Below are 23,356 nucleotides of genomic sequence, written 5' to 3' on the forward strand. Positions count from 1 at the left end.
AGCCCCGTACGAACGGGGTCAAGCGGGAGATGCGGTCGCGCGATGCCCACCGGAAGCACGACTGCGGCACGTTTTGCGCCAGGGAACAGCTTACGATCCCGACACCCGCCGGTCAACCACCGGACACGTTCCGACCTGCGAGAACGCGGTCACACCCTGTGGAACACGTCACCCCTGGCCGGGGGCGTCCTGCTCCCAGGTCGAGCTCGAGGGCTCGCTCGCGGAATCCGTCGCCGTTTCAGCGGGGTCGTCGGACCCCGAAGACTCGCTGCGCTCTGCCGGAGCTGCCGCGTCCACGACCTCACCGTCGACGGTCACCTCGGGCTGCGTATGCGCCCCGGAGGCCGCCGCGATGGACGCGATGGTGGCGCGAGCCAGGGCACGGCTGTCGGCGTCGTCCTCGAGACGATGCACATCGGCCTGCGACTCCTCGGTGCCGCTGTCGCCGCTCTCGGCCTCTTCCTTGGCACCGCCGCGCGTGCGTCGCCCGCGCCGTCGCGAGGACTTCGAGGAGTCGTCCCCGCCGTTCTCGCCGTGACCGGCGCTGCCGCCTCCGTTCCCGCCGTTGCCCCCACCGTTCGCAGTGCTGCCGCCGCCGTGGCTGTGGGTGCCGTCGACGTCGACGACCAGGCCGCGTCCGTTGCAGTGCTCACAGGTGTTCGAGAAGGTCTCGACCAGGCCCTGCCCGACCCGCTTGCGGGTCATCTGCACCAGGCCCAGCGAGGTGACCTCGGCGACCTGGTGCTTGGTCCGGTCTCGGCCCAGGCACTCGACCAGGCGCCGCAGCACCAGGTCCCGGTTGGACTCGAGCACCATGTCGATGAAGTCGATGACGATGATGCCGCCGATGTCGCGCAGCCGCAGCTGACGCACGATCTCCTCGGCGGATTCGAGGTTGTTCTTGGTGACCGTCTCCTCGAGCGAGCCGCCGGTGCCGGTGAATTTGCCTGTGTTCACATCGACCACGGTCATCGCCTCGGTGCGATCGATCACCAGGGAACCGCCGGAGGGCAGGTAGACCTTGCGATCCATGGCCTTGAGGAGCTGCTCGTCGATGCGGTGCTTCGCGAAGACGTCCTTGTCGCCGACATGGCGGGTCAGGCGCTCCAGCAGATCCGGGGCCACGTCGCTGATGTAGGCGTGGACGGCATCGTGGACCTTGTCCCCCTCGACGATCAGGGAGGTGAAGTCCTCGTTGAAGACGTCACGCACCACCTTGATGGCGATGTCCGGCTCCTGGGAGAGGGCCACCGGGGCGGACTTGCTCTTCTGCGACTTCTCGATCTTCTCCCACTGGGCGCGCAGGCGCTCGACGTCGTGCGTCAGCTCCTCCTCGCTCGCGCCCTCGGCGGCGGTGCGCACGATGACGCCCGCGTCCTCGGGGATGATCTCGCGCATGATCTTCTTCAGCCGCGCACGCTCGGTGTCGGGCAGCTTGCGGGAGATGCCGGTCATGGAGCCGCCGGGCACGAACACCACATAGCGGCCGGGCAGGGAGATCTGGCTGGTCAGCCGGGCACCCTTGTGACCGATCGGATCCTTGGTGACCTGCACCAGCACCGGATCGCCGCTCTTGAGCGCGAGCTCGATACGACGCGGCTGACCCTCGAGGCCCACAGCGTCCCAGTTGACCTCACCGGCGTAGAGCACCGCGTTGCGGCCCTTGCCGATATCCACGAACGCAGCTTCCATGGAGGGCAGCACGTTCTGGACCTTGCCCATGTAGACGTTGCCGACCATCGAGGTCTGCGTCTTCTGGGCGACGTAGTGCTCGACCAGCACATCGTCCTCGAGCACCGCGATCTGGGTGCGGCCGGCGCGCTCGCGCACCACCATCGAGCGCTTGACGGACTCGCGGCGGGCCAGGAACTCGGACTCTGTGATGACGTTGCGGCGACGACCGGCGTCACGGCCCTCACGGCGGCGCTGGCGCTTGGCCTCGAGGCGGGTCGAGCCCTTGACGGCCTTGACCTCGTCGCGCGCTTCTCGGGCGTCGCGCACCTTGACCACAGTGTTCGGCGGATCATCCGGGGAGGTCGATTCGTCCCCGCTGCTCCCGGAGCGGCGCCGACGCCGGCGACGGCGTGAGCTGGAGGAGCTGCCGGAACCGGACTCGGATCCCTCTCCGCTGCGGTCCTCGTCCTCGGCATCGTCCTGCGCGGAGCTCTCCGCGCCGTTGTCCTCGCTGTCGGTCTCGCCGTAGCCCGTGCCGTCCTCGGATCCCGAGCCGTCGTCGTCGCCGCGACCGCGACCGCGTCGGCCACGACCGCCTCGTCGACGCCGCCGGCGGGAGTTCGAGCTCGAGCTGTCGGAGGAGGAGTCCTCGCTGCTATCGCTGTCGTCGCTGTCGCCATCGCTGCCGTTGTCCTCAGACTCGGAGCCCGCGGCGGCGGAGTCGGAGCTGGCCGCGCCGGAGGTGCGCTGGGAGGAGCGTCGCGAGCGGCTGCGCCGGGAGCGCGAGGGCTGCTCCTCATCAGTCTCGGAATCAGTCTCGGACGACACCTCGTCGTCGTCGTCGGAACCAGCGGCGAAGGAGAGGCCGGCGCTGCCGACCGGGGCGTCGTGGGCACCGACGGTGGTGCGGGGCTGCGCGGTGGGCGCCTGGAACAGGAGCGAGGCGAAGTCCATCTGGACCTGCTCACGGCGACGGGCGCGGTCGTCATCCGCCGCCGCGGCGGAGTCGTCCTCACCGGTGCCACGGGCCGAGGCGAGGGCACGCAGATCGCCGAGGACAGGGCTGTCGTCCGTCGCCGCTGCGGGTGCTTCCGGTGCGGTTGCTTCCGGTGCAACGGCTTCTGGAACGACCGCTTCCGAAGCCTCCTCCTCGACCTGGGGCTCCTCGGTCTGGGACGGCGCGGTCTGAGTCGGCGCGGCCTGGGGCTCCTCGACCGCATCCGCGGCCGGGATCACCGGGGCTCCGGCCGGGGCGCCAGCGCGCCGACGGGGGCGCTTCGTCCGCACCGGAGCGGGCTCAGCCGCGGCCGCCTCCTGCGCGGCCACCACGGTGCGCGGGGCGGAGGTCTCCGGCTGCGGGACCGCAGGCGGGGTGAAAGCAGGGGCTCCGACGGGGGCGCCGGCGCGCCGGCGACGACGAGCGGGAGCAGCGGGCTGCGTCTCGTCCGACGAATCGTTCTCGGGAATGTGGGTGCTGTCAGCCATGAGGCCGTCTCCTTCTGGAGGACCAGCGCACCCTGGTCCCTTCTGGTCATCGTCGCTGGGACGGAAGTCTCAAGCCCTCGCCGTCGCGCAGCTCCCCGATGGAAGCGCTGCGATGCCGACCGAGGGAACACAGCGGTCGCGGTCGTCCGCGTAGCCGGTGCTCCGACGTCACGACGCCGGGAGGTTCCCCCACCCGGTACGGAGCAGGAGAGTGCCTCGATCAGTATGGCACAGGGGTCGCTTCCGCCGGAGGCGACATGCTCGGACTGCCTCTGACCGTTCCCGCGGGTCTACGCTCGAGAGCGGGACCATCGTCCTTCGCCGCGCCGGTGACCGCCCCGTAGGTTTTATGACGGCGTGTCGTCCACTCGGGAGGAATCATGGAAGCCTTCGACCTGGCACGGTGGCAGTTCGGCATCACCACCGTGTACCACTTCATCTTCGTCCCGCTCACCATCGGACTGTCCCTGCTGGTCGCGATCATGCAGACCCGGGCGGTCTTCTCGAAGGATCCTGCGCGCAAGGATGCCTGGACGCGGATGACGAAGTTCTTCGGCTCGATGCTGATCGTGAACTTCGGCATCGGTATCGCCACCGGCATCGTCCAGGAGTTCCAGTTCGGCATGAACTGGTCCGAGTACGCACGCTATGTGGGCGACGTCTTCGGCGCACCGCTGGCGCTCGAGGGCCTGGCGGCCTTCTTCCTCGAATCCGTGTTCCTGGGACTGTGGATCTTCGGCTGGGGCAAGATGCCCGAGAAGATCCACCTGCTGACGATCTGGGCCGTGGCACTGGGCACCACCCTCTCGGCGTATTTCATCATCGCCGCGAACTCCTTCATGCAGCATCCTGTCGGCGCGATGCTGAACCCTGAGACCGGGCGTGCGGAGCTCGACCCCTCGCAGGGCTCGATCCTCGCGGTGCTCACGAACGTCACCGCGATGGCGGCCTTCCCGCATGTGGTCTCCGGGGCCTGGCTGGTGGCTGGAGCGTTCCTCACCGGGGTCGCCGTCTGGCACATGGTGCGCCACCACAACCGGGCGCGAGCATTCGGCCTGGACACCGAGGAGGGGCAGGAGCACCATCTCGCCGCCCGCGATCTGTTCCGGCCCACCGTGCGCTTCGGGGTGATCGCCATGGTGGTGTCCGCCGTGGTGCTCGTCATCTCCGGGGACTTCCAGGCCAAGCTCATGTTCGAGCAGCAGCCGATGAAGATGGCCTCGGCCGAGGCACTGTGCGAGACGCAGTCGGACGTACCGTTCTCGATCCTCACCGTCGGAGGGCCGGATGCCTTCAGCGAGGACTGCTCGGGGGTCACCCACATCATCGAGATCCCTTATGTGACGGGGATCCTCGCCACCAACGACCCGCACGCCACCCTGCAGGGCGTGGACGATCTCAACGCCCAGTACAAGGAGCAGTTCGGCGAGACCGCCCTGGACATCCGCGGCAACGAGGTCGCCGTCGACTACCGGCCGAACCTCTTCGTCACCTACTGGTCCTTCCGGCTGATGATGGGGCTCGCCGCCTTCAGCGGAATTCTCGCCCTCTGGGCCCTGTGGGTCACCCGCGGCAAGGGGGAGAACGCCCGCACCTCCGGATCGAAGCTCCTCCAGTGGTTCGCCGTGCTCGCGATCCCGATGCCCTTCTTCGCGAACTCCGCGGGCTGGGTCTTCACCGAGATCGGACGGCAGCCCTGGGTGGTCCACCCCAACCCCCTGGATCCGACGGTCCGGCTGATGACCATGCAGGGCGTCTCCGCGAACCCCGGCTGGATGGTGCTCACCTCGCTGGTCGCCTTCACCCTCGTCTACGGAGTCCTCGCCGTGCTCTGGTTCCAGATGATGCGCAAGGCAGCGCTCAAGGGCGTGCCGCTGGCCCGGCGCGACCCCGAGACCGACGAGCTCGACACCCCCACCCTGTCTTTCGACTACTGAGAAGGGACCAGATCAGATCATGGATGCCATGCTCGACCCCACGGTCCTCCAGACCCTGTGGTTCGCCCTCATCGCCTTCTTCTTCCTGGGCTACTTCGTGCTCGAGGGCTTCGACTTCGGGGTGCAGATGAACGTCGCCACCTTCTGGCGACGAGGCGTGCAGACTCGCGGCACGGTACTGAAGACCATCGGGCCCGTCTGGGACGGCAACGAGGTCTGGCTGATCACCGGCGGCGCGCTGCTGTTCGCGGCCTTCCCGGAGTGGTATGCCACGCTGTTCTCCGGCTTCTATCTCGCCCTGCTGCTCCTGCTGCTGGTGCTGATCGTGCGGGTGTGCGCCTTCAAATGGCGTGACAAGGTGGACAGCGACCGCTGGAAGAACTCCTGGGACGTGGTCCATGTGATCGGCGGCTTCGCGCCCGCCCTCCTGTGGGGTGTGGCCTTCGGGAATATCGTCTCCGGAGTCTCCATTGATGAGAACCACTGGGTGACCACCTCCCTGCTGGGACTGCTGAACCCCTTCGCGCTGCTGGCCGGGGTGGTGTTCGTGCTGCTGTTCTGGCTGCACGGCACCCACTACCTCGCGCTCAAGGTCCAGGGCAGGCTGCGGGAGGACGCGAACCGGCTGGCCGGGATCCTGGTGTGGCCGACGATCGTGTCCGGTGCCGCCTTCCTGCTCTGGTTCCAGTTCTCCCACTCGAACACCTGGCTCACCCTGATCCCGGTGGCCGTGGCCGCGGTGGCCCTGCTCGCGGCGGTCCCGCTGAACCGGAAGCGCCGGGAGGGCCTCGCCTTCGGTGCGACCTCGACCGCCATCGCCGCGGCTGCGATCACCCTGTTCGGGGGCCTGTTCCCCTATGTCATGCCGGCCAGCAACGATCCGGCGAACTCGCTGACGGTCGCGAACGCCTCCTCGACCGAGCACACGCTCACGGTGATGCTGGTGGCACTCGGCGTGCTGATGCCCATCGTGATCGCCTACACCGTCTGGACCTATCGGGTGTTCCGCCACCGGGTGGCCGATGAGGACTCCCCCGCCCCCGGCGCCGAGCTGCTCGAGAAGGCGAAGAAGGGCTACCGGGAAGCCTTCGAGCAGGGCTGACAGACTGATCCGATGACCACCGCGACCGCAGAGCCCACCAAGGCCGACCCCGCCGCCGAGCCGGCGCCGAGGCGGAGCCGGGCCCCGCTGGACCCCCGCCTGGTGCGGGAGGTCAGGGCCGCCCGGCACCACCTCGTCAGGAGCGTGGTGCTGGGGCTCGTGCAGTCCGCCTGCATCATCGTCACCGCCCTTGTCATCGCACGCCTCGGCGCGCATCTCCTGGTCCAGCGTGAGATCCCCCGGGAGGCGCCGACCCTGCTGCTGGTGCTTGTCACGGCGCTCGCGGTGCGTGCCGGCGCCGTGCTCGTCGAGGAGGCCACCGCCCACCGTGCGGCGACCGCCGCGATCAGCGAGCTGCGCGGCCGGATCGTCGGCCATGCGGCGGCGCTCGGCCCGCGTGCCGGTGCCGGTCGCGGCGCGGACCTGACGGCGCTGGCCACCACCGGCATCGAGAACCTGCGCCCCTATCTGGTGGGATACGTCCCGCAGCTGCTGCTCTCGCTCACGGTGACCCCGCTGTGCCTGCTGACCATCGGTGTGCTGGATCCGCTCAGCGCGGTGATCGCCCTCATCACTCTGCCGCTGATTCCAATCTTCATGGTGCTGGTCGGCAAGCTGACCGTGGGACGGTCCGAGAAGCTGATCGCGGACATGCGCTCCTTGTGGGCCCAGCTGCTGGACCTGGTGGACGGGCTGCCCACGCTGCGGGCGCTGGGCCGCGAGCGCGGGCCCGAGAGGACGGTGCGGGAGCTCGGCGACCGTCACCGCGCCTCGGCGATGGGCTCGCTGAGATTCGCCTTCCTCTCCTCGATGGTGCTCGAGCTGCTGGCCACGCTGTGCGTCGCACTGATCGCCGTGAGCATCGGGATGCGACTGGTCTACGGGGAGATGGAGCTGGCTCCCGCGCTCGCGGTGCTGGTGCTCGCCCCGGAGATCTACCAGCCGCTGCGCAACGTCGGTTCGCAGTACCACGCCTCCACCGACGGTCTGGCGGCGGTGGGCGCGGCCTTCGAGGTGCTCGATGAGCAGCCGTCGGCCGACGGCGCTCTGCCCGCCCCGGATCTGCGCACCTCCTCCCTCGCCCTGCACGGGGTCTCGGTGCGCTCCCGCGACGGCTGGGCACCGCGCAGCGCTGAGCTCACGGTGAGGCCCGGCCGGGTGCTCGCACTGACCGGGCCCTCGGGCGCCGGAAAGACGACCGCGGTCCAGGTGCTGCTGGGGCTGGTGGATCCCGACCGGGGCCATGCGGAGGTGATCGCCGCCGACGGCACCGCGACCGACGTTCGCGAGATCACGCGGCGCAGCCTGTGGGACCAGGTCGCCTGGCTGCCGCAGCGTCCTGTGCTGCCCCCGGGGACGATCCGTTCCGTGCTCGTCAGCTCCCAGCCCGGCGCCGACCAGGCCGAGCTGGAGGCGGCGGCCGCCGCGACCGGTCTCGACGCGGTCATCGCCGAGCGGGGCTGGGAGGCGGATCTCGGCCGCGCGGGGCACGGGATCTCGCTCGGTGAGCGGCAGCGTCTCGCTCTGGCCAGGGCGGTCCTCTCCCCCGCACCGCTGGTGGTCCTGGACGAGCCCACCGCGCATCTCGACGGCGCTGCCGAGCAGGTGGTGCTGGACCTGATCGCGGATCTCCGTGAGCGGGGACGGACCGTCGTGGTGATCGCCCACCGCTCACGGCTGGTGGACGTCGCCGATGACGTCGCACGCGTGGAGGCAGGCCGATGACCCCCGCCCCGACAGCCCTCAACGATCCCGCCCGCTCCGACCTGCGCCGGGCGGTGCGGGCGCTCGAGATCCCCCGCGCGCGGCTGCTCGCCGCGGTGCTCGCCGCCTGCGCGACCCTCGGCTCCGCCTTCGCCCTCGCCGCGGTGTCCGCATATCTGGTCACCCGTGCCTGGACGATGCCGCCGGTGCTGGACCTCACCGTCGCCGTGGTGATGGTCCGGGCGCTCGGAGTCTCGCGAGGGGTGTTCCGGTGGCTCGAGCGGATGCTCACCCACGATGTGGCGCTGCGCGGCGTGGTCTCCCTGCGCACGAACCTGTTCTCAGCGCTCGCAGCGCGCACCGACGACACCCTCACCCGGCTGCGGCGCGGGGACCTTCTGAGCCGACTGGGCGACGATGCGCAGGAGCTCGGCGACCATGTCATCACCGCGCTCGTGCCCGGGCTGGTCGCCGCTGTGATGGGGGTGGTCGTGCTCGCGACCTTCGCGCCGCTGTCCCCGGCGGCGACCGCAGCGATGCTCGCGGCACTGCTGCTGGCGAGCGTGCTCGCACCGCTGGCCTCCCACCGCGCCGCCCGCCTCTCCGAGCAGGCCGTGCTCACCACCCGGGCCGAGGTCAGCGCCCAGTCGCTCGAGATCCTCGATGACGCGACCTCGCTCCGGGTCGACGGTCGGCTCGAGGCGGCGCTGACGCAGCTGCATGCCCGGCAGGCCGCCCATGACGCCGCGATCGACCGCGCCGCCCTGCCTGCGGCGGTCGCTGCGGCAGCGGTGCCGTTGACGCTCATCCTCGCCGTGACCGGCTCGCTGCTCGCAGCCGGTGCGGTCTGGCTGGACGGCAGCGCGTCGGCCGGACAGGTCGGCATCCTGCTGCTGCTGCCGCTGTCCTCCTTCGAGGCCGCGACCGCGCTGCCTGCCGTCGCCGCCCAGCACGCACGCTCCCAGGCCGCTGCGCAGCGCCTGGGACAGCTGGTGGGCCGGGCGCCCACCAGTCCGGCGCCCACCAACCCGGCACCCGTCGGCCCCACCCGCACCGACCCGGTACCGCAGCGCCCGCTGACCGCCGCCCTCCGCGTGGTGGGGCTCACGGCCGGGTGGACCGCTGAGGCGCCGCGGGTGCGGTCGCTGGACCTCGAGCTGCCTCCCGGTGCTCGGCTCGCGGTGGTCGGCCCCTCAGGCAGCGGGAAGTCCACGCTGCTGGCGACGCTCGCCGGGCTGCTCGACCCGCTCGCCGGCACGGTCGAGCTAGATGCCCAGGACGTCGCTGCCCTCGCCCCGCAGGACGTGCGCTCCCGGGTGACGATGTTCGCGGAGGACGGTCATGTCTTCGCCACCACGCTGCGGGAGAACCTGCGGGTGGTGCGGGGGGATCTCGAGGACTCCGAGGCGGAGGATGCGCTGCGGGCCGTCGGCCTCGACGACTGGATCGCGACCCTCCCCCACGGGCTCGACACGATGCTCGGTCCGGATGGGACCACCATCTCCGGCGGTGAACGGCGGCGGCTGCTGCTGGCGCGCGCGGTGGTGCGCCGCGGACCGGTGCTGCTGCTGGACGAGCCCACCGAGCATCTCGACACCGGACGGGGCGATGCGCTGCTGCGCGCGCTGCTCGATCCTCGCGAGAGCACCCTCGTCCCTGCGACCACCACCGTCGTGGTGGTCACCCACCGTGTCGAGGCGATTCCCTCCGGCACCCCGATCCTCCGTCTCGAGGAGCACCGATGAGCTCACACACCCCATCACCCACGCGCCCGCCATCGACCGCTCCCGCCCGTCCGGATCGTCCGCGCATCCAGGATCTCGCCGGCGCCATCCTCGCCGGGGGCGAGACCGAGGACCTGCTGGACCTGCTGCTCCACTCCGCCCGCACTGACCTCGCCGCCCGCAGCGCCGCCCTCGTGATGCCGCTGGGCCCCTCCCGCTGGGGGATAGAGATGGTGGACGGCCCGGATGCCGCCTCGCTGCATGGTGCGGAGATCCCCGCGGACTCAGCCATCGGCGAGGCCCTGCTGTGCGCGGATCCCGATGTGCTCGAGGCCATCGGCAGCCTCAACGTGGACACCGCCGGCACCGGGCAGGAGGACTGCCGGGCGCTGCTGGGCGTGATCGACGCGGCAGAGCACGGAACGGGGCTGCTCGCGGTGCTGCGCGCCGCGGATGCCGAGCCGTTCACGGCCGCGGATCGCGAGCGGCTGGACTCGCTCGCGGGTCTGATCGCCCTCACCCTGCGCTCCCCGTTCCTGCACTCGGACAGCGGGATCGACGACGAGCGCGGTCGCATCGCCCGCGACCTCCACGATCTCGCGATCCAGGAGCTCTTCGCCGTCGGGATGGAGCTCGAGAGCCTGGTGCAGTCCCTCGAGGCGCCGGGCATGACCCCGTCGAACGCCCGGATCCGCAGCTCCGTGGCCACCTCCGTGCAGGGAGTCGAGAACGCCGTCGCCCAGATCCGGCAGATCGTGCAGTCGCTGCGACGCGAGCGCGCCGTGGCCAGCCTCTCCGAGCAGCTTCGTCACGAGGTGGGGCTGGCCACCGCCGGGCTGGGCTTCGTCCCGTCGATGCGGCTGCCCCCGCACCCCGCGGAGATGGATGCCGAGCTGCCACCGGAGATCGCCGAGGACGTGGTGGCGGTGGTGCGGGAGTGCCTGGCCAATGCGGCCCGGCACGCGCACGCGAGCGCGGTCGCGGTCTCGGTGAGCGTGTTCTCCGAGGGCGTCGACAGAGTGGTCCAGGTGAACGTCTCGGACAATGGCCGAGGGATCGATCCCTCGGTGCGCCGTCGCAGCGGGTTGGCGAACATGTCGGCCCGGGCACGGCGTCATTCCGGCTGGGTGGACGCGATCAACCTCGAGCCGGGGACGATGATCTCCTGGCGGGTGACGCTGCCGCCCGTCGGTGAGTAGAAGCTTCCAGCCCTGCTCCTGAAGCCTCTCCCCCGTGGATCATGCTCAGCCACTGCTGGGTAGTCGCGAGCTGACGGAGGAGACGAGCGGGGCTCTTGAGGTCCCATGACCTGGTGGGGCTGTCGAGATGGGCGAGAAGCTGCTTCGCGATCTCCCCACGTTCTTCGTCAGTGGGCCCCAACTCCAGGAGCCCTGCGGTCAGTCGAGTAGCGACCTTCAGGGTGGCGCCCGGGATGGCGCCGCGGACCTTCTCCGCTGCGACGCAACGGTCACGATCCGTCGGGCCCAACCTCCCGAGCGTCGCGATCAGGTTCCCTGCAGAGCCGGGATCAGCTCTGTCCAGAACGTCGATGAGACGCGTCGCGGCGTCCCGCAGGTCCTCTGCCTTCGGCTCCAAACCTACGAGGGAGACCACGAGATAGTCGAACATCTCCGGATCCGCGGTCGATGCAATCGCGGAAAGGACCATCCTGAGAGCCTTGCTGCGCTCCCACTCAGTGGGACCAATTCGCAAGAGTGCACTGAGTAGCTTTGCGACAGATTTCGCTCTTGCGCCGGAGGCAGAGGCGAGAAGCCTAGTCGCTGCAACACGTCGCTCCTCGTATGTCGGCTCCACCCTGAGGAGCGCGTCGATGAGACGGCCGATAGACTGGGGTGCGGTGTTCGACAGACGTTCAAGGAGCTTCGCCGCAGCGGTGCGACGGTCGGTCTCCGTCGTGTCAAACACCATGAGCGCTCCCACGAGCCCTGCAAGCTTCTTCACACCCGCCCGAGGCAGGAGATCGAGGATCGTCTCCACGGCATCGCGGGAGTTGCGCGCTGCGAAGCCAGTCCTTACGACTGCGCCGACGAGACGTTCGGCAATCGGCAACTCGGCTTGGGAGAGCGCGGTCATGAGCACTTCGACGCACCCTCGTCGTTCCTTCTCAGCGGGAGCCAGACGCAGAACAGCATCGACCAGCTGATACACCAAGGCGGGGTCACTCACCTGGGAGGCGAGCTCCAGTAGTGTGCGCGCCGTTTCGTGGCGCTCGTCGGCGGTCAACCCCAGCGCCTCCAGGGCTTCCACCAGCCGATCGGCTTCGCGTGCAGTGACGCGGAGCAGGGCGATGGACAGGTCTCTGACGGTACCGGGGCTTCGGTCCGACAGTGAATCTCTCATGCACAGCTTCTCGACCAGGAGCCGTGAGGACGTTCGGACGACACCCGATCTAGAGCGGAGTATCTGCTGCATCGCAGGTCGCCGATCCTCCAGCGGCGGGTTCAGCCGTACCAGTGCTGCGGCCAGCATGCCCTCCTCCGTCGGGAGGCGGTCACCGGCGACCGCAGCGAGGATCCTCTGAGCGGCGTCTCGACGATCCTGCTCCGCTGGCCGCAAGCTCATAAGAGCCTCGACGACCTTGAAGATCTCGTCTGCGGAGAGGTCATCATGGATCCGCTCAAGGATCTTCTGCACAGCGTCACGGTGCTCGGGGTCCGTCGGTGCCAATCTCGCGATGGCACCGGTGAGCTCCGCGAGCGCCCCGACGTCGGCACGAGTGATGGCGGAGAGCAGCGACTCGACCGCGCCCGCATTCGACTTTCGCCAGTGAGCAGAACGCACAACGCGCGAAGGTTCTCGTACGGCGTGAGAGATGCGCAGCGCATGGAAGTACTCCCGATGAGCCTTCGACCACTCTGTCGGCTGGGATTCCGCCATCACGTCGAGCCATCTGAGCACGAGTTGCTCGTCGGCTTCTCTGGACAGCGGCGCCGCGCTCTCCACGTGCGCCGCATCGAGAAGTCTGCTCACCACGTCGTCGTGCTCCGGATGAAGTGCGAGCGCCCGCGGAACTGCGACTTCCCAGTCCGGATCGAACCAAAGATGCGGCAGCAGGACCGTCGCGGCCCTCTCCGCGCTGAACCCGGAGATATGCACGGCCACGAGATGTTCCAGCAACGTCCGATGTCTGAAGGCTCGAGAACTCCTGCCACTCCGGTCGAGCCGTCGCGGTGCCACGTTGTCCAGTGCGCGAACGAGCTCCGGGGAGACAGGCCGCGTCCCTGGTGACGAGAACTCCTCGCTCCAGTTGCCGAGTCCGGAGAGGTCGTCGGCCTCCCTGACCGCATCCCATGCCCAGCCGGAGAGAATCTGCTTCGCCCTCTCCGCGCCATCGTCCTCTGGCCTTTCTACAGCGCTCCAGTCGTCGCCCACAAGGCTCTCGATCACAGCGTCATAGAGTTCATGGCTGGTCTGCGGCAAAGGGGCATCCACCGGCGCCTCTTCGGCGTAGATGCAGTAGAAGCTGAGCAACAGGGGGACGCCGGCACTGTCTCGCAGTCGGGCATCCCGCTCGAGATGGCTGATCAATGCTCGGGCTCGCTCAGGGGCACCGGAGAACCATGAGGTGATGAATGGTCTGATGCCGTCTTCCCAGGTGATCGGCTGCAGCGTCGCGACCCCCCGGGTGCGCCTGCGCATCATCGGTTTGGCCCCCCAGGCCGACGGGCGACTCGTGAGGACCGTGCGCCAGCCCATGATGCCCTCAAGATCGCGCAGCAGACCGTCGACGTCGCTCAGGTTCTCTGCCTCATCAAGCGAGTCCACGACGGCCAGCACTCGCCGGGACTCACCGACCAGGCCCACAATGCGCTTCTCGAGCTCGACGCTTCCAAGGTCGCCGTTCCCTGGAGCAGCAAAGGATGCCGAGATGACTCGTGAACGGAGTCCGCCTGCCGGCGGTTGTCTGCGCAACGTTTCCCACGTCGTCAAGAGCGGGATCTCGATCTCGTCCAGGCTGGCGCCCGACCTCAGAGCGTCGAGTGCCGCATACGCGGCATCGCGTGCGATCCGACGCGCGAGCCAGGACTTGCCGGCACCCGGTTCGCCGAGGATCACGAGGTGGGAGCTATCCCGGAGGGCTTCCCGAACGGTGATGGCGGTGGACCGGCTCTCCGCGCCAGTCATGCGCAGGTCTCGCTCGATCTGCGAAGGATGTCGGATGTGTCCTTCGCGGGGCATGATCCCGGACTCGGTATCCCACGCCTCGAGGCGTTGCTCCAGATAGGTCTCCAGATCTTCCATGTCCGCTGTCGCCGACATTGCGGCAGCAAGCTCCCGGAGGAGCTTCAGGATGTCCCCGTCTCTCTCGACCTGCCGCTCATAACGCTCAGCCTGCTCAGCGAACTCTCGGGCGATGAGCGGAACTATCTCCCCCTCGATGCGATGTTCCTCCGTGATCAGCGTCGCGACAGTGGCGTGGATCGCTCGCCGAGCCACCGCGTGCTCAGCATCGAGTTCCGTCCCTTCGCCGTCGCCCCACGCAGGGTCCCCGAACCGCACTCCCTTGACGATGCTCGACGTGATTCTGTCGACGTCGTAGGAGAGGCGCCGGAGGTCGTGCTCCATCAGACCGTGCCTGCTGATCGCCTCAGTCGCGATCGCAAAACCAGGTTCGAGATGCTCGTGGAGCTTCTCCGCAGTGGCCCACCTGGTGATCCCCTCCACCACGGCGGCCTGCAGCCTGTGCGTCTCTGCATGACGGTCAAGAGCGCTGCTCAGAAGCGAGAGCAGCGGAGGCACTGCCGCCACAGGCAGGGCCACGCCGCTGGACGCGGCGATCGCCACGGCTGCCAGTGCCTCCGCCAGCCGAAGAATCTCGCGTGGTGTCATGCCCGCTGTCCACCTCTCCGTGGCACTACTTGGCAATGAATGGCGGCTATCGCTCGACGCGGATCACTTCCAGCCGGCGCGACGGCGGGCGGCGACCAGCGCCGCCACCTGGGTGCGACGCTGCATCCCGAGCGCCTGCAGGATCACCGTGACCCGGTTCTTGACGGTCTTCTCGGCGATGCCGAGCGCTTCGGCGATCTCACGGTTGGAGTGTCCGTCGCCGATCAGCTCCACGATCCGCTGATCGGACTGCGAGAGGTCCGGTCCTTCATCCCCGTGGTCGGCGGGCCAGATCGACTTCCCTGCATGCACCGCGATGATCGCCTCGACGATCTCCTGCGAGCGCGCGGACTTCAGCATCAGGCCGGCCGCCCCCACGGCTTTCGATTCACGCAGCGCGGCGTCGTCGTCGAAGCTGGTGAGCACCAGCATCAGCTGCTCGGGGTTCAGCTCCCGGGCCTTCTTCATGACGTCGATGCCGGTGCCGTCCGGAAGCTGGAGGTCCACGACCAGCACCTCGGGACGGATCGCGGGCAGGCGACGATTCGCCTCGAGCACGGAGGAGGCCTCTCCGATCACGCTCAGCTGCTCGCTCGCATCGATCACGGTGACGATGCCGCGACGGACCACCTCATGGTCATCGACCAGCATCACGCGGATCGGTGTGGGGGAAGAGCTCGACGTCACAGGAATTCTCACCTCGCGGATCATCTGCTCGCTGTGCTGTCCTCGAAAGTCGGCACAGTCACCCGGAGCAGGCTTCGGTTCCTCCGCCCTTCGTGACGGAGCCGGGCTCAATCTATCGCATCGGGCAGTCCCTGCCCTGGTCGGAAACGACGTCACCGAATGCGGGATCACTCTCGCGCAGCGCTCCGAGCCAGCAGGCCATGCATGGTCATCCAGCTGATGAAAGCCTCGAACCAGCCGGTGCTCGTCGTCTCCTTCGGATACATGCCGAAGCCGTGGCCGCCGCGTTCGTAGTAGTGGAACTCGACGGGGCGTCCGGCAGCGTGCCAGCTCTCGACGAGTCCGAATCCGCTGGAGGCGAACAGGGGGTCATCGGCGGCGAGCGCGATGAACAGCGGCGGCGCGTCCGCCGGGACGTCGAACGAGCTCATCGGGCCATAGACGCTACCGATGAAGGCGGGCTCGGCGTCCTCGCCCGCGAGGGCGGTGGCGAGTGTGAGCATAGCGCCGGCGGAGAAGCCGACCATTCCGACCCGGGCCGGATCCAGGCCCCACTGGGTCGCGTGGCTGCGCACCCATGCAAAGGCGGCGCGGGCGTCGGTGATCTGCGCATCAAGACCCGCGAACGATCCGACCGGGTCCTTCCGGTGGGCCGGGGGCGGTCCGGAGAGCATCTCGCGGATCTCCGTCGCGAAATCCTCGAGTTCAGGGGCGGTCTGTCGGAGGCGATACTTCACCACGAATGCGGCGACGCCGCGGTCGGCGAGCGCCCGCGCGACGTCCCAGCCCTCGTTCTCCATGGAGAGTGACCGGAAGCCACCGCCGGGAGCCACGATCACGGCGGTGCCCGTGGCATCGGCCGGATCGGGCAGCACGGGCGTGAGTGTGGCGACGGTGACGTTCCGGGCGAACACGCTCCCGTATTCGCGGTGCCAGGATTCCGGGGTCGTCGCCCCGGGCAGCACGCCGGTGCCCAGCTCCACGGTGCCCGGCTGCTCGGGCGTCACGATCGGCGTCATCCCCTCATCCACTGTGCTCGGGGCCATGTGTGTCTCCATTCGGGAGGTCAGCGGGAGAGCATGGCCTCAGTGCCACGCCCCGCACAGAGTCTATGCCCGGCCATACCTCCTGCCTATGACGTGATGTGTGCCGTCGGCCGCTGGCAGCGCGGGCAGAAGTGCGAGGAACGGTTCTGGAACATCTCGCGACGGATCGTCGCGCCGCAGCGGGGGCATGCCTGCCCGGTGCGCCCATAGGCGTTCAGCGAGCGGGCGAAATAGCCGCTGCGACCATCGACGTTCACGTACAGCGCGTCGAAGCTGGTGCCGCCCACTTCCAGTGCCCGCTCCATCACGTCCTGGGCGGCACGGAGGATCGCGAGCGCCCGGCGCTGGCTGAGCGCAGTGCCCGGGGTGTCGAAGCGGGTCCGTGCCGTCCACAGCGCCTCGTCGGCGTAGATGTTCCCGATCCCCGAGACCAGCTGCTGGTTGAGCAGCAGCGACTTCACACCGCTGCGTCGGGCGCGCAGGGCACGGGCGATCCCGGGGAGGTCGACTGCCGGGTCGAGCAGATCGCGGGCCACGTGGGCAGCGTCGGTCGGAAGCAGTCCATCCGGACTGCCCATCGCGGCGAGCGCGCCGTCGGCCGCCTCCACCAGCGGGCTGGTCCACAGGCCGCCGAAGAGACGCTGATCGATGAGGTCCACGCGGGTTCCGCCGTCGAGGTGCAGCGACAGGCGTCGGTGGCGCAGCGGATCCGAGGCGGGACCCTCCGAGGGTGCACGGGGCGCCAGTGCGGTCCCGTCGGCGGTCGCGATCCGCAGCTGCCCGCTCATTCCCAGGTGTCCCATCAGCGCCTCGCCGGTGTCGGCGCCGTCGGCGTCGGCGAGCCGCCACCACAGGAACTTGCCGCGCCGCACCACCGCCGTGAGGGTGGTGCCGAGGAGGGCGGCGCGCAGCCGGTCCACTCCCCCGACCTGGCGGCGGATGATCCGGGCGTCGAGCAGCTCGACGGCCTCCACGGTGCGGCCGACGGTGCGGGGCTCGAGGCCGCGCCGGACGACCTCGACCTCGGGCAGCTCGGGCATGAGCTCAGCCTCCGTTCAGCCTCGCGGGATCAGGGTCTCGCCGCGCTCGGCGAGGATCCCTCGCACCGCGTTCTGGGCCGCGGCGAGCTCGGAGTCCTTCTTCGAGGCGCCGTCGCCGCGGGCGGTGACGATCCCTTCGACGGTGACCGTGGCGGTGAAGGTCTTCTGGTGCTCGAGACCGGATTCGGTGATCTCGTAGGAGACGCTCTGCCCTTCGGCCGCGGCGATCTCCTGGAGACGGGACTTGAAGTCGTATCCGGTCTCGAGGAACTCGTCGGAGTCCAGCAGGGGTCGCAGCAGCTCGAGCACGAAGTGGCGGGAGACGTCCTGGCCGAGCGCCAGGTGGGCGGCCCCGATCACGGCCTCGGTGGTGTCCGCGAGGATCGATGCCTTGGCACGGCCGCCGGTGAGGTCCTCACCGCGCCCCAGCCGCACATAGGCGCCGAGGTCGAGCTTCGAGGCGATCACGGCGAGCGCGCGGGTGCTCACGGTCGCCGCGCGGCGACGTGCCAGATCACCTTCGGGAAGCGTCGGGTGGGTGGCGTAGAGGTGCTCGGTCACGGCGAGCTGCAGCACCGCATCGCCGAGGAACTCGAGCCGTTCGTTGTGCGGCAGGCCGTCATTCTCGTACGAATAGGAGCGGTGGGTCAGCGCGAGCTCGAGGAGCCCGGACTCGCTGAGGTCGGCCGCCTGCCCGGCGTCCAACGGCAGTCGGTCCAGCAGGCCCTTCGGAGCGGCGGCCTCGGTGGCGCGGCGCCTGCGCGCCATCAGGCCTCCTCGTTCTTCGACTCGTCCTCGAACAGGCCCTGCAGAGCGGCGAAGCGATCGTCGATGACGTCGTGGTGGTGGTCCGGATCGTCCTCCATGCGGAAGCCGCACTGGCCGCACAGGCCGGGGCAGTCCTCACGGCACAGGGGGCGCTCATCGGCCGCCATCGCGAGCGCGTCACGCACCAGCGGGCCGAGGTTGACGGCCTCGTCCTCGAGGAGGGTCGAGTCCTCCTTCTCGTCCGCCTTCACCTTCTCGGGGAACATGAACAGCTCGTCGAGTCGGGCGGTGACGTCCTGCTCGACCGGGTCGAGGCAGCGGGAGCACTCCCCATCGAGGTGGGCGACCACGGTGCCGTGGACGTAGATCCCCTCGACCACGGACTCGAGCTCCGCCTCGACGGCGATGTCCTGCCCTTCGGGGACCTGCATCGCGATGCCACCGGCCTCACGTGCCGGGGCGGGGACGGTGCGCTCCACGTGACGGTGCGATCCGGTGCGGCTGATGAGGTCGACCGCATCGAAGATCAGGGCGGTGTCCAGCGATGTGGTGGAGGCGTGGTCGGAAGACATCGGTGATGGTCCTGTTCGTGTCGTGGGGATCAATCAGGATACGGCGGCGGCGTCGCGCAGTGCGTCCATGGAGGGGGCGGGGAGCATGTCGGAGACATCACCTCCGAGCGCGTGGACCTCCCGCACGAGGGACGAGGAGATGTGGGAGAGAGTCGCATCGGTGAGCAGGAAGAGCGTGTCGACGCCCGCGAGGTGGTGGTTCATCCGCGCCATCGGCTCCTCATAGGCGAGGTCGAGCTGGGAGCGCAGTCCGCGCACCACCGCGTCGGCGCCGAGCTCCCGGCAGAAGTCGACCAGCAGTCCCTTGGGGAGCGTGCGGACCTCGACGTCCCGGGAGAGGTCCGACTCCTCGAGCGTCCGCGTGATCGCGCTCTTGCGGGCCTCGAGGTCGAGCGTCCCCTGCTTCGAGGGGTTGTGGGAGACGGCGATGATCACGCGATGCCCGAGGGCGGCGGTCCGACGGGTGAGATCCAGGTGTCCCAGGGTGAAGGGATCGAACGAGCCGGGCAGGACGACAGTGCTCATGTCGCCACTCTAGTGCGGAACGTCGCTGGCGCTGATCATGCTGGCGCTGCTCAGTCGAGCTCGATGCTGACCTGGTGCACGCCCGCCTCATCGATCGCGCCGATCGTGAGCACGCCGGTGAGACCCGCGAGGTCACCGGTGCCGGAGCCGGGGGCGATGAGATAGCGGAGGTCCGGGTCGCCTCCCGCCATGGTGCCGAGCTGCTGGAAGGTGAGGGTGCCCCGGCGGCCGTCGAGGATGCCCTCGAAGAGCTCCGTGGCGATGTACGAGGCGCTGCCGCTCGCGGGGTCCCCAGCGGTGAGCATGACCCCGCGAGAGGAGCCTTCGAGGTCGCCGACCCAGGTCTTGGCCAGGTCGAAACGGTCAGCGGCGCCGGGGAGGATCTCGGCGGGGGTCAGGTCGACGGTGAAGGTGGCGCTGAGGATGGTCATGGCTCAAGTATCTCCGTTGCGGGCGTAGGCCGACGGAGTCATCCCGGTGATGCTCCGGAAGTCCCGGACGAAGTGGGACTGGTCGTACCAGCCGAGGTCCTGGGCGAGGTCCGCGATCGCTCGGTGGTCTCCGCGGTCGATCGCGGAGACGGCGTCCATCACGCGTGAGCGCAGGATCATGCGTTTGGGGCCGACGCCGACGAAGCGGCGGAAGGTCCGCTGCAGGTTCCGGATGCCGTGGCCCGAGCGTCGCTCGAGCTCTGCAGTGCCGGTCACCGAGGGATCGGCGAGCAGCTCGAGGATGGAGCAGAAATCCGCATATCCGGGGGCATCCTGCGGGCGTTGCGCGAGCAGCCAGGCGTCGAGAGCGGGCGCGGCGCCGGTCGCAGCGGTCGCCGTGCTCGACGTGCTCGACGTGCTCGACGTGCTCGACGTATCGGGATGTGCTGCGGGTGGGACGTCGGTGTCGAACCACTCTGCGGCGGGGACGGTGCGGTCCCGCACCGAGGCCGGCGGGGCTGTGGTGAAGGCGGTGGTGCCGCCGAGACGGAAGCGCACCCCGATGACGCCCCCGGTGCCGGACTGGGTCACCTCGAAGCGTCCGCGGGTGATCGGGCCCGTGATCCAGGCGCCGGCGCGGGTGCCGCCGGCGCGGGTGCCACCGGTGCCTGCGCGCCGTACCCCGCCCCATTCGCGGGTCAGATGGATGGCGGGATCATCGAGGGTGGTCACCACATGCTGCTGTCCGGGTGGGAGCTGCCAGGTCACCGACCAATACCGATCCACCCAGCGGCGCAGAGGCGCAGCCGGCTGTGCGTGGTCGTAGTGGGCGTGAAGGAGGAACTCCGCAGGATTCAGCACATGCCCGAGCATGTGGCCAGGCGGCCCCTGGCCCGGTATCGGCTGTCCCGGTGCGGTCTGGCCCGGTGCGGCCTGGCCCGGTGGCAGGTGACCGGCGGGCGTCCCACGGGAGGACCGCGACCCTGTCGCGTTCGTCCAATCCTCCGCGCTGCGCATGGAGGCAGTCTGGCAGGCATGACAGATATCCCCGTCGCCCGCCTTGCCATGATCACGCTCGATGCCACCGATCCGGAGCCGCTCGCCCAGTTCTGGTCGGCTGTGCTGGGCTGGCCGATCACCGTTCTCACCGAGCAGTACGCGATGCTCTCCGGTCCCAGCCACGCGCTGGGCATCGGCGCGATCCCCGATCATCAGGCCCCGTCCTGGCCGGATGACGGGCGCAAACAGTTCCACTTCGATCTGGCCGTCGAGGATCTCGAGGCGGCGGCGGCTCGCTGTGTGGAGCTCGGTGCCAAGCGGGTGGAGCCCCAGCCCGGCGAGACCTGGGTGGTGCTGCGCGATCCTGCTGGCCACCCCTTCTGCCTGACCGACGCCGCGGCGTGGGGATGACAGGACGGGAGACCCGTCCCCGTCAGCCGTTTCGCTCGCTCGCCAGCAGCGCGTAGGACATCCCGTCCAGCCAGCGCCCGCTGCGGTGGAGGGACTCCTCACGGAAGGTGCCCTCGAGCCGCAGTCCGATCTTCTCCATCACCCGCCGCGAGGCGAGGTTCTCCGCGAAGCACGACGCTTCGACGCGACGCACACCGAGGCCGTCGATCGCGAGGTCGAGCAGGGCCCCGGCGAACTCGGTACCGAACCCGCGGCCGTGGATCGCCGGGTCCAGGACCCAGCCGATCTCAGCCTGCTGCCCAGCGGCCTGGTCCTTCATGTCCGCCTGGGACCACGCGTCCTGCCGCTCGAGCTTGCCGGAGGCGATGATCCTGCCGTCGAGCAGGCCCACCACGCAGCTGCCGAGAGTCTTGTCCCACCACTCCTGATGGTCCTCGAGAGACGTGTTCAGCGTGGTGGTCCATTCCTGCACCTCGGGCAGGCGGAACCATGGCCACACCGTCTCGGCGTCCTCGGAGAGGCCAGGACGCAGGATGAGGCGGCGCGTGTGCAGCGGCCAGTCGAGGTCGGCAAGGCCAGTGAGGGCGGTGGGCGAGCGCGTCATCGGGACAGGGTAGCGGTGCGCTCAGAAGGGTGGCGGACGGTGCTCCGGCAGCGACGCCAGCGGCGGCGGCCCGGGATCGGTGAGCTCGTCGTACTCGGGCCGGGAGTAGTACTCGGTGAGATGGAGCCCCCACCGATAGGCCTCCTCGCGGTCCGCGCTCTCGGCGGGACTCTCGTCGAGGATTCCGAGGCGGGTCACGGCTTCGAACTCGAGATCGCTGCGGTACTGCTCCCATGCACGGTGCAGCTTCTCGGAGAGTTCCCTGGTGACGAGGTCGGTGTTCTTGGCGACGTCGCTGACCGCAGCGCCGCCGATCCTCCAGCGAGTGACGCCGGTGACTTCGTTCCGATCGGGATCGAGAAGTCCGGCGGTCTTCATCCGGTGGTGGGTCCTGCACAGCCGGTGGAGGTTCTCGATCGTGGTGGGGCCACCTCGAGAAGGTTCCTCGAGGTCGAACTCCTCGATGTGGTCCATCTCGCCGATGGTCATCACAGAGCGGGCGCAGCCGGGCACCGCGCAGACGGGGTCGATCAGGCGGAGGTTCTCGGCCATCGCCGCGGAAGGGCGGTATGTCTGGGACGCGCAGGGCAGGTAGTCCCCCGAGATCGGGTCGGTGAGCACCCGTTCGACGGCAGGCGCCTTGGCGACCATCTGCCGTGCCATGCGTGGTGGGATCGGGATCGTGCCGTCGAGCATGGCAGGTGCATTCGAGAGGCCGAGCAGCGTGAGCACGGGCACGACGAGCGAGATCCGGAAGGCTGGCGCGGGGACCTCTACCGCCCCGGTCTCGAGCATCGAACGGACCGCCACTGCATACTGCAGCGCCGCGAGGGACAGGTGCCGGCCCTCGCGGGCGGCGTCCCCGTCGAGGTCGAAGGGGATCGGCGCGCCGGTCTCGAGAGCGTGTCGTTGGGCGTCCTGGACGGCGCGTGCGGAGGCATCGAGCCGTTGACCGAAGGCGGTGATCTCCGGGATCGGACCGCGGATCATGATGCAGGCGGTGCCGTCGCCGTCGGGTGAGGGCTGGATGAACACGCTGCGCTGCTCCTGCGGAGTCTCCTGCACCGCCGCGCGGCCGAACCATTCGATGAGCGTGCGCAGCTCCCGGTAGAAGCGCTCGACGTCGATCGCCTCGAGCTGCCAGACCGCAACCCGCTCGTCGACCTGACGACGCTGGACGTGCGTCAGCCGCAATACGCTGCGGATCAGCCACTCGAACCAGTCCACGGGCAGCGCGCCCTCCTCCACCCGTGCGAAGCATGCGGGCAGGTCGGTGACCGCGACGTGCGCATCCCGGAGGCGGTCTTCGCCACGGGACAGCTTCATGCGCAGACCTGCAGAGGCCGCCAACGCGTGGAGGGCCTTCTCGTCTCCCTCATCGCTCTCGGACCAGAGGGAAGCGAGGTCACGTATCTCGGCGACATAGAGGGAGGCGTGCTCCTGCCGTCGGCGGCGGAAGATCCGCAGCACAGTCTCAGCCTCCGGGGAGCTGGGAAGGACATCGGCGCGCTCCACGAGGGCTTTCGAGGTGAGGAGCTTGCGCGCCCGCACCGGGGCGCGGGGAGGCTCCGCAGCGCGGGAAGGCTCCGCATTGGTCTGCTTCATGGCAATCCCCTCCTCTGCACCCTTGCTCGTGCCCTGTCGTGATCTGCGGCGCCGACGACCGATCCCCACACCGGATGTTCGATCGAATGTTCGACCGAGCGTGCGACCAGGTGCCGACATCTCTCATTTTAGAACACATGCTCGACAAGCGCCAGAGAAACATCCACTCCTCGCGAATTTGTGGATAACCC

At 69.2% G+C, this 23,356-nt stretch carries 18 protein-coding genes; 6 read left to right on the plus strand and 12 right to left on the minus strand.

The window, feature by feature from the left end; genetic code table 11:
- Window positions 1-168: 168 nt before the first annotated feature.
- Window positions 169-3,159: an Rne/Rng family ribonuclease gene (locus ACT3T9_RS15230; RefSeq protein ID WP_444606942.1), complete on the minus strand. Its 2,991-nt coding sequence runs from the start codon at window positions 3,157-3,159 to the stop codon at window positions 169-171.
- Between the two features lie 380 nt (window positions 3,160-3,539).
- Between ACT3T9_RS15230 and ACT3T9_RS15235 the strand changes: the two genes are divergently transcribed.
- The 5 genes from ACT3T9_RS15235 to ACT3T9_RS15255 are packed head-to-tail and all read left to right on the plus strand — an operon-like array spanning window position 3,540 to window position 10,825.
- Window positions 3,540-5,096 carry a cytochrome ubiquinol oxidase subunit I gene (locus ACT3T9_RS15235; RefSeq protein WP_441445488.1) on the plus strand — a complete coding sequence of 519 codons (1,557 nt, stop codon included), beginning with the start codon at window positions 3,540-3,542 and terminating at the stop codon, window positions 5,094-5,096.
- A gap of 19 nt (window positions 5,097-5,115) precedes the next feature.
- A complete protein-coding gene (cydB, locus tag ACT3T9_RS15240; protein ID WP_444606943.1) occupies window positions 5,116-6,198 on the plus strand; it encodes a cytochrome d ubiquinol oxidase subunit II in 1,083 nt (360 codons plus the stop codon).
- A gap of 12 nt (window positions 6,199-6,210) precedes the next feature.
- On the plus strand, window positions 6,211-7,923 hold the full coding sequence (cydD, locus tag ACT3T9_RS15245) for a thiol reductant ABC exporter subunit CydD (protein ID WP_444606944.1): 1,713 nt from the start codon (window positions 6,211-6,213) through the stop codon (window positions 7,921-7,923).
- Entirely contained in the window at window positions 7,920-9,647 is a 1,728-nt protein-coding gene (cydC, locus tag ACT3T9_RS15250) for a thiol reductant ABC exporter subunit CydC (protein ID WP_444606945.1), read from the plus strand. Before cydD ends, cydC begins: the two co-directional genes overlap by 4 nt.
- Window positions 9,644-10,825, plus strand: coding sequence for a sensor histidine kinase (locus ACT3T9_RS15255; RefSeq protein ID WP_345079378.1), 1,182 nt, complete (start codon window positions 9,644-9,646; stop codon window positions 10,823-10,825). The genes cydC and ACT3T9_RS15255 overlap by 4 nt, the downstream gene beginning before the upstream one ends.
- Here ACT3T9_RS15255 and ACT3T9_RS15260 read toward each other — a convergent pair.
- From ACT3T9_RS15260 to ACT3T9_RS15300, 9 genes are all read right to left on the minus strand, one after another.
- On the minus strand, window positions 10,764-14,477 hold the full coding sequence (locus ACT3T9_RS15260; protein ID WP_444606946.1) for an NACHT domain-containing protein: 3,714 nt from the start codon (window positions 14,475-14,477) through the stop codon (window positions 10,764-10,766). The two genes, ACT3T9_RS15255 and ACT3T9_RS15260, sit on opposite strands and share 62 nt — an antisense overlap.
- Before the next feature lie 63 nt (window positions 14,478-14,540).
- Complete coding sequence (locus ACT3T9_RS15265; protein WP_425548369.1) at window positions 14,541-15,188, minus strand: response regulator transcription factor; 648 nt, start codon at window positions 15,186-15,188, stop codon at window positions 14,541-14,543.
- 143 nt (window positions 15,189-15,331) lie between these two features.
- Entirely contained in the window at window positions 15,332-16,210 is an 879-nt protein-coding gene (locus ACT3T9_RS15270; RefSeq protein WP_444601078.1) for an alpha/beta hydrolase, read from the minus strand.
- Between the two features lie 86 nt (window positions 16,211-16,296).
- The gene (gene mutM / locus ACT3T9_RS15275) at window positions 16,297-17,250 is read right to left on the minus strand and encodes a bifunctional DNA-formamidopyrimidine glycosylase/DNA-(apurinic or apyrimidinic site) lyase (RefSeq protein WP_444606947.1); all 954 of its coding nucleotides are present in this window, start codon (window positions 17,248-17,250) and stop codon (window positions 16,297-16,299) included.
- A 15-nt stretch (window positions 17,251-17,265) separates the two neighbouring features.
- The gene (gene rnc / locus ACT3T9_RS15280; RefSeq protein ID WP_444606948.1) at window positions 17,266-18,018 is read right to left on the minus strand and encodes a ribonuclease III; all 753 of its coding nucleotides are present in this window, start codon (window positions 18,016-18,018) and stop codon (window positions 17,266-17,268) included.
- The gene (locus ACT3T9_RS15285; RefSeq protein ID WP_441445497.1) at window positions 18,018-18,590 is read right to left on the minus strand and encodes a YceD family protein; all 573 of its coding nucleotides are present in this window, start codon (window positions 18,588-18,590) and stop codon (window positions 18,018-18,020) included. Before ACT3T9_RS15285 ends, rnc begins: the two co-directional genes overlap by 1 nt.
- 33 nt (window positions 18,591-18,623) lie before the next feature.
- Complete coding sequence (coaD, locus tag ACT3T9_RS15290; RefSeq protein ID WP_444606949.1) at window positions 18,624-19,115, minus strand: pantetheine-phosphate adenylyltransferase; 492 nt, start codon at window positions 19,113-19,115, stop codon at window positions 18,624-18,626.
- A 50-nt stretch (window positions 19,116-19,165) separates the two neighbouring features.
- On the minus strand, window positions 19,166-19,546 hold the full coding sequence (locus ACT3T9_RS15295) for a DUF3224 domain-containing protein (RefSeq protein ID WP_444606950.1): 381 nt from the start codon (window positions 19,544-19,546) through the stop codon (window positions 19,166-19,168).
- 3 nt (window positions 19,547-19,549) lie between these two features.
- Window positions 19,550-20,419: a helix-turn-helix domain-containing protein gene (locus tag ACT3T9_RS15300; protein WP_444606951.1), complete on the minus strand. Its 870-nt coding sequence runs from the start codon at window positions 20,417-20,419 to the stop codon at window positions 19,550-19,552.
- 162 nt (window positions 20,420-20,581) lie between these two features.
- Between ACT3T9_RS15300 and ACT3T9_RS15305 the strand changes: the two genes are divergently transcribed.
- A complete protein-coding gene (locus ACT3T9_RS15305) occupies window positions 20,582-20,956 on the plus strand; it encodes a VOC family protein (protein WP_444606952.1) in 375 nt (124 codons plus the stop codon).
- 22 nt (window positions 20,957-20,978) lie between these two features.
- Here the strand turns inward: ACT3T9_RS15305 and ACT3T9_RS15310 are convergent, their stop codons facing one another.
- The gene (locus ACT3T9_RS15310) at window positions 20,979-21,560 is read right to left on the minus strand and encodes a GNAT family N-acetyltransferase (protein ID WP_444606953.1); all 582 of its coding nucleotides are present in this window, start codon (window positions 21,558-21,560) and stop codon (window positions 20,979-20,981) included.
- A 21-nt stretch (window positions 21,561-21,581) separates the two neighbouring features.
- A complete protein-coding gene (locus tag ACT3T9_RS15315; protein ID WP_444606954.1) occupies window positions 21,582-23,165 on the minus strand; it encodes an HNH endonuclease signature motif containing protein in 1,584 nt (527 codons plus the stop codon).
- Window positions 23,166-23,356: the final 191 nt, after the last annotated feature.

This window comes from Brachybacterium sp. AOP29-B2-41 (genome assembly GCF_052378395.1).
Classification (GTDB): Bacteria; Actinomycetota; Actinomycetes; order Actinomycetales; family Dermabacteraceae; genus Brachybacterium.

Excerpts from the sequence above, each read along its gene's own strand:
- ACT3T9_RS15230 (WP_444606942.1), bottom strand. The coding sequence starts at position 3,159 with ATGGCTGACAGCACCCACATTCCCGAGAACGATTCGTCGGACGAGACG.
- ACT3T9_RS15235 (WP_441445488.1), top strand. The coding sequence starts at position 3,540 with ATGGAAGCCTTCGACCTGGCACGGTGGCAGTTCGGCATCACCACCGTG.
- cydB (WP_444606943.1), top strand. The coding sequence starts at position 5,116 with ATGGATGCCATGCTCGACCCCACGGTCCTCCAGACCCTGTGGTTCGCC.
- cydD (WP_444606944.1), top strand. The coding sequence starts at position 6,211 with ATGACCACCGCGACCGCAGAGCCCACCAAGGCCGACCCCGCCGCCGAG.
- cydC (WP_444606945.1), top strand. The coding sequence starts at position 7,920 with ATGACCCCCGCCCCGACAGCCCTCAACGATCCCGCCCGCTCCGACCTG.
- ACT3T9_RS15255 (WP_345079378.1), top strand. The coding sequence starts at position 9,644 with ATGAGCTCACACACCCCATCACCCACGCGCCCGCCATCGACCGCTCCC.
- ACT3T9_RS15260 (WP_444606946.1), bottom strand. The coding sequence starts at position 14,477 with ATGACACCACGCGAGATTCTTCGGCTGGCGGAGGCACTGGCAGCCGTG.
- ACT3T9_RS15265 (WP_425548369.1), bottom strand. The coding sequence starts at position 15,188 with ATGATCCGCGAGGTGAGAATTCCTGTGACGTCGAGCTCTTCCCCCACA.
- ACT3T9_RS15270 (WP_444601078.1), bottom strand. The coding sequence starts at position 16,210 with ATGGCCCCGAGCACAGTGGATGAGGGGATGACGCCGATCGTGACGCCC.
- mutM (WP_444606947.1), bottom strand. The coding sequence starts at position 17,250 with ATGCCCGAGCTGCCCGAGGTCGAGGTCGTCCGGCGCGGCCTCGAGCCC.
- rnc (WP_444606948.1), bottom strand. The coding sequence starts at position 18,018 with ATGGCGCGCAGGCGCCGCGCCACCGAGGCCGCCGCTCCGAAGGGCCTG.
- ACT3T9_RS15285 (WP_441445497.1), bottom strand. The coding sequence starts at position 18,590 with ATGTCTTCCGACCACGCCTCCACCACATCGCTGGACACCGCCCTGATC.
- coaD (WP_444606949.1), bottom strand. The coding sequence starts at position 19,115 with ATGAGCACTGTCGTCCTGCCCGGCTCGTTCGATCCCTTCACCCTGGGA.
- ACT3T9_RS15295 (WP_444606950.1), bottom strand. The coding sequence starts at position 19,546 with ATGACCATCCTCAGCGCCACCTTCACCGTCGACCTGACCCCCGCCGAG.
- ACT3T9_RS15300 (WP_444606951.1), bottom strand. The coding sequence starts at position 20,419 with ATGCTCGGGCATGTGCTGAATCCTGCGGAGTTCCTCCTTCACGCCCAC.
- ACT3T9_RS15305 (WP_444606952.1), top strand. The coding sequence starts at position 20,582 with ATGACAGATATCCCCGTCGCCCGCCTTGCCATGATCACGCTCGATGCC.
- ACT3T9_RS15310 (WP_444606953.1), bottom strand. The coding sequence starts at position 21,560 with ATGACGCGCTCGCCCACCGCCCTCACTGGCCTTGCCGACCTCGACTGG.
- ACT3T9_RS15315 (WP_444606954.1), bottom strand. The coding sequence starts at position 23,165 with ATGAAGCAGACCAATGCGGAGCCTTCCCGCGCTGCGGAGCCTCCCCGC.